Below are 6,411 nucleotides of genomic sequence, written 5' to 3'. Positions count from 1 at the left end.
GGGGGGATTGAGGGGGCGAAGGCAGCGTCTCTGACACTTCTCAGACATCCTCTGAAGCACATTGCATCATTTCTGTTTCAGAACACTAGGGGCTGTCATCAATGACTCATACACATGACTTGCAGCAAGGGTTCCAGCCCTTAGCTGTGTTTGTGAGGACGGGCGCGGTAAGGCTGATACTCAAGGTTTTTGAGCTTAATTGATGACGTGCCCTAGTGCTTAAAGAGAAGATCGTTAACGGCTTGATCACTCAAATAGACGTTCACTTGGGCTGGTGCACAGGAATTTCAAGCACAAATTTAGTCCCTTGTCCTGGTGTAGATTCACACCACATCTTGCCGTGATGTTTTTCAGTCACAATCTGATGGCTGATGGATAAGCCTAACCCAGTACCTTTGCCGATCGCTTTGGTCGTGAAGAATGGATCAAAACTGCGCGATCGCACGGCTTCAGACATGCCCATGCCGTTGTCTGCAATCGTAATCTGCACCTGATTCTCAGTTGTCACTTTTGTTGATAGCCAAATGGTATCGATTTGCGTGGATTGATCATCATTTGCCTGTTGTTGCGATGCTTCCTGAAGGGCATCGATCGCGTTTGCTAGCAAGTTCATAAAAACCTGATTGAGCTGTCCGGGATAGCATTCAATTAAGGGGAGTTGACCGTAATTTTTAACGACTTCAATAGCCGGAGTCTCTGATTTTGCTTTGAGACGGTACTGTAAAATCAACAGCGTATTGTCGATGCCTTCATGGAGATCAACTGCTTTGATTGCTGCTTCATCTAGACGTGAAAAGTTGCGTAGCGATAAGACAATTCGCCGGATGCGATCGGTGCCCACTTTCATAGATTGCAACAGTTTAAGGAGATCCTCACGCAGAAAGTCAAGCTCTACGTCGTCTAAGGTTACCTTAAGCGTTTGAGGTGGTTCAGGATAATGTGTTTGATACGCTTGCAGCACCTTTAATAAATCTTGGGTATAACTATCAATATATGTCAGGTTGCCATGAATAAAATTGACAGGATTGTTGATTTCGTGAGCGATGCCAGCAACCAGTTGTCCCAAGCTCGACATCTTTTCAGTTTGTACCAATTGAAATTGGGTTTTATGAAGCTGATTCAAGGCTTTCTGAAGTTCTTCTGAGCGCTGCTCTTTCTCGTCTAATAGCACTTTTACCTGGCGAATGAGATGATTGAGCGCCATTGCAAGCATACCGACTTCATCCTGCGTCATGACTGGAACTTGGAGATCAAAATTAGAGGTTTGGGTGACCTGTTGTGCCACCTCTGTTACCGATTGGAGCGGCTTGGCAATGCTACTTGAAATGCGCCATCCAATGAGTAACGCCAGAATAATACAGCCTAGACTAGTGAAACTAATAACTAACATTGCCGGTCTAGCCTGCACGATCGCGGCATCATACAACGATGACCACTCTAAGATGACAGCACCAATAATTCTGTTCTGGTTAGTTTTCAGCGGCATGACAAGCAACTCAACCCTTTGAGGATGTGCGCCGCTCTTCTTTAAAAAGCTTCTGGGTTTGCCATCCTGCATTGTTTGACTAACTTCGTTGCCCTGATCATGCTCAAAATGGGTACCTATTTCTTCGGGGGTAGCATTTGCCAGAACCCGTTTTTGGCGATCGACAACTGAGAGATCTCGCTGTTGTAATTCATGCATGCGCATGATGTAATCTTGTAGCTCGTGGGTATGCGCAAGCAGAAGAGATTCTCGACCATTAAGTCTACGAAGAACTGAAGTTCCAATGACTTGGGCAACATTTTCTGCTTCTGAGATTGCCAGCGTTTCAGCAATTTTTTGATTCTGAGTAATTGCAACAATCCCGACTACACCCGTTAACAGAGATACACCGATAAAGCTAACAACTAGTCTATGAGATATTTTCATAACGCTTACATTACTGCTAATTTCTTATGAAGAGAATTGCTCTAAAATAATTCCTCTAGCCTGGTAATTCACACTTGCTCAGCACTTTCTAGAATCTATGAAAGTCTAGAAAGTGCAGATCTTCTCTTCCATTTCCATTTTTCCCAATTTAATTCAGAAATCGCTTAACAGTTGTTCCAGTAGGGCGATCGCTGTTTGGCGAATGGCAATCGGTGCGGCCATAGAATGTTCGACAAGGGTCAAATCGGCGTGAGTGTGAGCCAGCAATAGTTTTGGTTACTGCTCAAAAAAACACCGTTTGGGCAACATTATATACGCGAGGGGCAATGCCGAAGCTGCACGTCGAGCCGGAATTAACGTGGTCGGCATGAAACTTGTATTCAACTGTATGCATGTTTAGCCGCGGGTACTTCGATTCGCTCTGAAAGGCGATCGCGCAGATTTCACGAGTTGAGACAATCCGACGTGTTCGCTCAACTACTGTTTTAGCCGCGATCTTCGCGTACCATCGTTCTTAGCTGATCGAGTTTTACCCGATCGTCATCTAAACGTGCAAAGCAGCTACCCCAACGCTTATGTTGATCACGCAACAGCCAACTCTCAAGCGCTTTTGGTACCCTGTCCTGCCGATCGCCAACCTTCAGGTATCTCCCCAAGCGTTTACGTTGCTGGGGCAACCGCTAGCACTGTGGTTAGATAGGGATAGCAACCCTGCCGCAACGGACGATCGCTGCTGTCATCGATCGGCGCAGCTTTCCAGGGGACAGGTAATTGATGGCAATATTCGCTGTCCTTATCACGGTTGGTCGTTTGATGGCAGTGGAACCTGCGTCAAAGTGCCTCAACTCACCAGTGACAGCATCCCTCGGACGTATAAAGTGAACGGCTATCGCTGTCAGGAACGGTATGGTTACGTGTGGGTCTGTATGGGTGAACCGTTGCAAGACATTCCTGACATTCCTGAAGCGGCTGACGCAGGATTTCGGCAAATTCACGAATTTTACGAAACCTGGCATGCGAGTGGCTTGCGGATTATGGAAAACTCCTTCGACAGTGCGCATGGCAACTTTGTCCATGCGCAATCGTGGGGCGATATGAGTAACCCGGTGCCCCCCCCGATCGACGAAATTTCTGATACCGAAACAGGCTTTGTCATGAAGCATTGGGTCGAAGTCCTGAATCCCGATTTACAGAAGCAAAATTTGGGTATTCAAGCTGAGAAAACCATTCGTACCAACGAACGCCGCTGGTTTATGCCCTTTGCTCGCACGCTCAAAATTCAATACCCCAATGGCTTAATTCACCTGATCTTTTCGGCTGCCACCCCGATCAATGACAAAACCTCACAGCTCATTCAGTTCTGTTTCCGCAACGACACTGAAGCCGATGCCAAAGCCGCCGATGTCATTGCCTTCGATCGCACCGTCACTCAAGAAGATCGGGAAGTTCTAGAGACAACGGATTATGATGCACCGCTCGATATCCGCGAAGAGCAACACATGGCATCCGATAAACCTGGTATTCTAATGCGGCATAAGCTCGCTGCTCTGCTGAAAGCGCACGGAGAAGTTGAGCAACGTCGCCAGGATTGATCGTGACTTATACCCTTCGTTCGGCTCTGATCCCCGTTGAGGACGGCTACGCTACGGTTGATGTGCAAATTGAGGACGATCGCATTGCGGCGATTGCTCCTGGCTTACCCTCTGTGGGAACGGCGATCGATGCCGAAAATAAGCTGCTGCTGCCCGGTTTTGTGAATGGGCACACCCACTCTCCCCAATTCTGGCAGCGAGGACTCATTCCTCAACTGCCGCTAGAACTATGGCTGGCAGACGTGTTTGACACCTCCACAACCGAAGTGGAGAAAACGTACTTGGGCGCATTGGGCACTGCCATCAATACGCTGCTTTCTGGCGGCACTTGCGTGATGGACCACCTGTACTTGATTGCTGGGCAGGAACTTGAGAGCGTTGCGGCGGCGGCTCGTGCCTACAAAGAGGTGGGAATTCGTGCGTTTATCGCACCCCTGATCCAGGATTTGCCCTTTGTTGCAGGCTATCCCGAAGGGGTGCAAACCCTTCCCCATCAGCCGTATCCTCAGTCCACAGCGGATGTGTTGGCTACGATGGAAGCGATCGTGGCACAATCTCATGCACCAGATGATGGGATTTATATAGCGGTCGGCCCCACAGGGTTCCATCGCTGTTCAGATGCGCTGTTTGAAGGGCTAAGAGACCTGAGCAATCGCCATAATCTCTGTCGCCACACCCACCTGCTAGAAACTCGATCGCAGAAGATGCTGGCGCAAGAGCGCTTTGGTGGCAGTGCCGTTAAGCATCTCCAACAGCTTGGCTTTCTGGATCACCGCACATCCCTGGCGCATTCCATCTGGTTGGATGATGCCGATATTGGCATCCTGGCAGAGACTAAGTCCACTGTGGTTCACAATGCTCTGAGTAATCTGCGCCTCGGTAGCGGTATTGCGCCCGTACTGAAGTACCTGCAAGCTGGTGTAAATGTCGCCTTTGGGTGTGATGGTGCTGCCAGTAATGATGGTCAAGACATGCTCGAAGCCATCAAAATTGGTTCCCTTTTGCATAACATCACTGACCCCGATTACCAGCATTGGATTACACCCCACAAAGCAGTTGAGATGGCCGCGATCGGTGGTTTTACAGGCGTCAACCTGGCTGATCAGGTCGGTTCGTTAACGGTTGGCAAACAAGCCGATCTGGTACTTTACGACCTCAAAAATCTCTCGCTGCTACCCCGCACCGATCCCATCAAGCTCCTTGTCTTAGGTAGACCCAATGCAGCGGTGGAAAGTGTGTGGGTACGCGGTCGGCAGGTCGTTTTAGGGGGGAAACTGCAAACGGTAGATATGGCCCATTTTTCACAAACCATCTTTAACGATGGAGCAGGCTACCATGCCCCTCGATACAGCACGATCCATCAAGTGGAAGCGCACTACCGTCGTGTGATGGGTTTGAGCGAATGTGGAGAAACGATGGCTTAGCAACCGTTGCATGCTTTGCTTGCTCCACCCTGCTACGATGGATGCGCGTTTGCTCTGAACAAGGTGCCTATGTCTCAGTTCCAGCAGTTAAAGCGACAGTTCTCTTGCTCTGGCGCGATCGTTTGCTCTGGCGCGATCGTAATGATAGCGCTGTCGGCTTGCTTAACGTCGCCGTCACAGGCACCCAAGCCAGATGCAGAGCAAGGAGCACAACTGGTTCCCGTCACGATCGATGCCGTAAAAATCACAGCGGGACAAACCATTTACGTTCCTGTCTACTCCTACATTTATCACTACAACAGCCAGAATCACGTGGTAAATTTGTCAGCGACACTCAGCATTCGCAATACCGATTTAACCAATTCGCTCATTCTAAAGGCAGTGCGCTATTACGATACACGTGGGCAGCTTGTAAGGGAGTATATAGACAAGCCAGCCGCGTTAAAACCACTAGCCGCCACTGACTTTTTTATTGAAACGGATGATATTAGTGGAGGGCTAGGTGCCAGCTTTATTGTTGAGTGGGTTGCTGAAAAAGCTGTGTACGAGCCTGTTGTTGAAGCGGTGATGATCAGTACGGCTTCTGCGCAGGGCATCTCCTTTGTGAGTAGCGGCAAAGTAATTAAGCAATATCAGAAGAGACCTTAATCAAAGAATGCCTGAATCAGTTTCCTGAAAAACACGACTCGATACAGAGTTTAGAGGAGGCGGCTGAAATTGCTAAAAGATACTGCACACATAGAATTGAGCCGACCTTAAAGACATTGCCTGCATTCGCCTTCTGTGCTGAATGTAGTTCATTTGGGTATAACGCATTGAGCCTCTTTCTCCTGCTAGATTAAGCCTAAGGAACGCGAATTCAATCATCTGTCATGCTGGTTTGGCTGTGTCATGCCATTGCGGCAGACGTTGGCCGCAGACAAGCTGCAGGTTGGCTTGGCAGCCTGCAGCGACTTTTCGACCGCTTTGATACACTTTAGCGAGCCTTGTCATAATGCTCTTGAGACCTGTACGCGTCGTTACTTTTGCCAGCCATGCTTTGACCAGATGGACAGGCTCCAAAAGGGCTCTTTGACACATTGTTGAGCCGTGAGGGCACAAGCGAGGTTCAAGCGGGTTGGCTTTGGCGGTGTAGGGCGGAGAGTGAGCAATGCAAATTTTCATCCCTAACGCGTTGACCAAGGCTGGCAAGGCTAGCTTGAACATGAGTCATGAGACCTGTTGCTACCGCCGCCCTCGCAGAGCCACAAAATCGCGTCTGCGAGGGGCTCTAGACCGAACGGCGCGACAACAGGAAATCAACACGCAAGAGATTGCAGCACACATTCCGCACTTCCAACTGGCACAAAAGGATTAAAACCCCTCAACACAGCAAGTCGTAGTGACGGCAAGCAGAACCGAAAAACTGGAGAATCCATTGGCGATCGTCGCTTAGGATCGTGAACTTAATAAGACCGGAGAAAGGAGGGAAAGAAGTTAGACT

At 49.1% G+C, this 6,411-nt stretch carries 6 protein-coding genes; 4 read left to right on the top strand and 2 right to left on the bottom strand.

From position 1 onward, the window contains the following. Positions 1-262 precede the first annotated feature (262 nt). Positions 263-1,912: a sensor histidine kinase gene (locus tag AC5JLP_RS04340; RefSeq protein WP_496066680.1), complete on the bottom strand. Its 1,650-nt coding sequence runs from the start codon at positions 1,910-1,912 to the stop codon at positions 263-265. A 575-nt stretch (positions 1,913-2,487) separates the two neighbouring features. Between AC5JLP_RS04340 and AC5JLP_RS04335 the strand changes: the two genes are divergently transcribed. The 3 genes from AC5JLP_RS04335 to AC5JLP_RS04325 all read left to right on the top strand — a co-directional run bounded on the left by AC5JLP_RS04335 (position 2,488) and on the right by AC5JLP_RS04325 (position 5,576). Continuing rightward, the gene (locus tag AC5JLP_RS04335) at positions 2,488-3,504 is read left to right on the top strand and encodes an aromatic ring-hydroxylating dioxygenase subunit alpha (RefSeq protein WP_496066679.1); all 1,017 of its coding nucleotides are present in this window, start codon (positions 2,488-2,490) and stop codon (positions 3,502-3,504) included. A gap of 2 nt (positions 3,505-3,506) precedes the next feature. After that, entirely contained in the window at positions 3,507-4,928 is a 1,422-nt protein-coding gene (locus AC5JLP_RS04330; RefSeq protein ID WP_496066678.1) for an amidohydrolase, read from the top strand. Between the two features lie 69 nt (positions 4,929-4,997). Next, positions 4,998-5,576: a DUF3124 domain-containing protein gene (locus AC5JLP_RS04325; RefSeq protein WP_496066677.1), complete on the top strand. Its 579-nt coding sequence runs from the start codon at positions 4,998-5,000 to the stop codon at positions 5,574-5,576. Between the two features lie 222 nt (positions 5,577-5,798). Here AC5JLP_RS04325 and AC5JLP_RS04320 read toward each other — a convergent pair whose 3' ends face one another. After that, positions 5,799-6,092 carry an ISAzo13-like element transposase-related protein gene (locus AC5JLP_RS04320; protein WP_496066676.1) on the bottom strand — a complete coding sequence of 98 codons (294 nt, stop codon included), beginning with the start codon at positions 6,090-6,092 and terminating at the stop codon, positions 5,799-5,801. Between AC5JLP_RS04320 and AC5JLP_RS04315 the strand changes: the two genes are divergently transcribed. Beyond that, entirely contained in the window at positions 6,079-6,285 is a 207-nt protein-coding gene (locus AC5JLP_RS04315; protein ID WP_496066675.1) for a hypothetical protein, read from the top strand. The genes AC5JLP_RS04320 and AC5JLP_RS04315 overlap by 14 nt on opposite strands. Positions 6,286-6,411 lie beyond the last annotated feature (126 nt).

It is taken from the genome of Stenomitos rutilans, assembly GCF_059505485.1.
The sequence above is the reverse complement of the archived record's forward strand: the minus strand, read 5'-3'. Positions and strand labels throughout refer to the sequence as shown.

Coding starts and splice junctions, on each gene's coding strand:
- AC5JLP_RS04335 (WP_496066679.1), top strand. CDS start 2,488: ATGTTGATCACGCAACAGCCAACTCTCAAGCGCTTTTGGTACCCTGTC.
- AC5JLP_RS04320 (WP_496066676.1), bottom strand. CDS start 6,092: ATGAAAATTTGCATTGCTCACTCTCCGCCCTACACCGCCAAAGCCAAC.
- AC5JLP_RS04340 (WP_496066680.1), bottom strand. CDS start 1,912: ATGAAAATATCTCATAGACTAGTTGTTAGCTTTATCGGTGTATCTCTG.
- AC5JLP_RS04315 (WP_496066675.1), top strand. CDS start 6,079: ATGCAAATTTTCATCCCTAACGCGTTGACCAAGGCTGGCAAGGCTAGC.
- AC5JLP_RS04325 (WP_496066677.1), top strand. CDS start 4,998: ATGTCTCAGTTCCAGCAGTTAAAGCGACAGTTCTCTTGCTCTGGCGCG.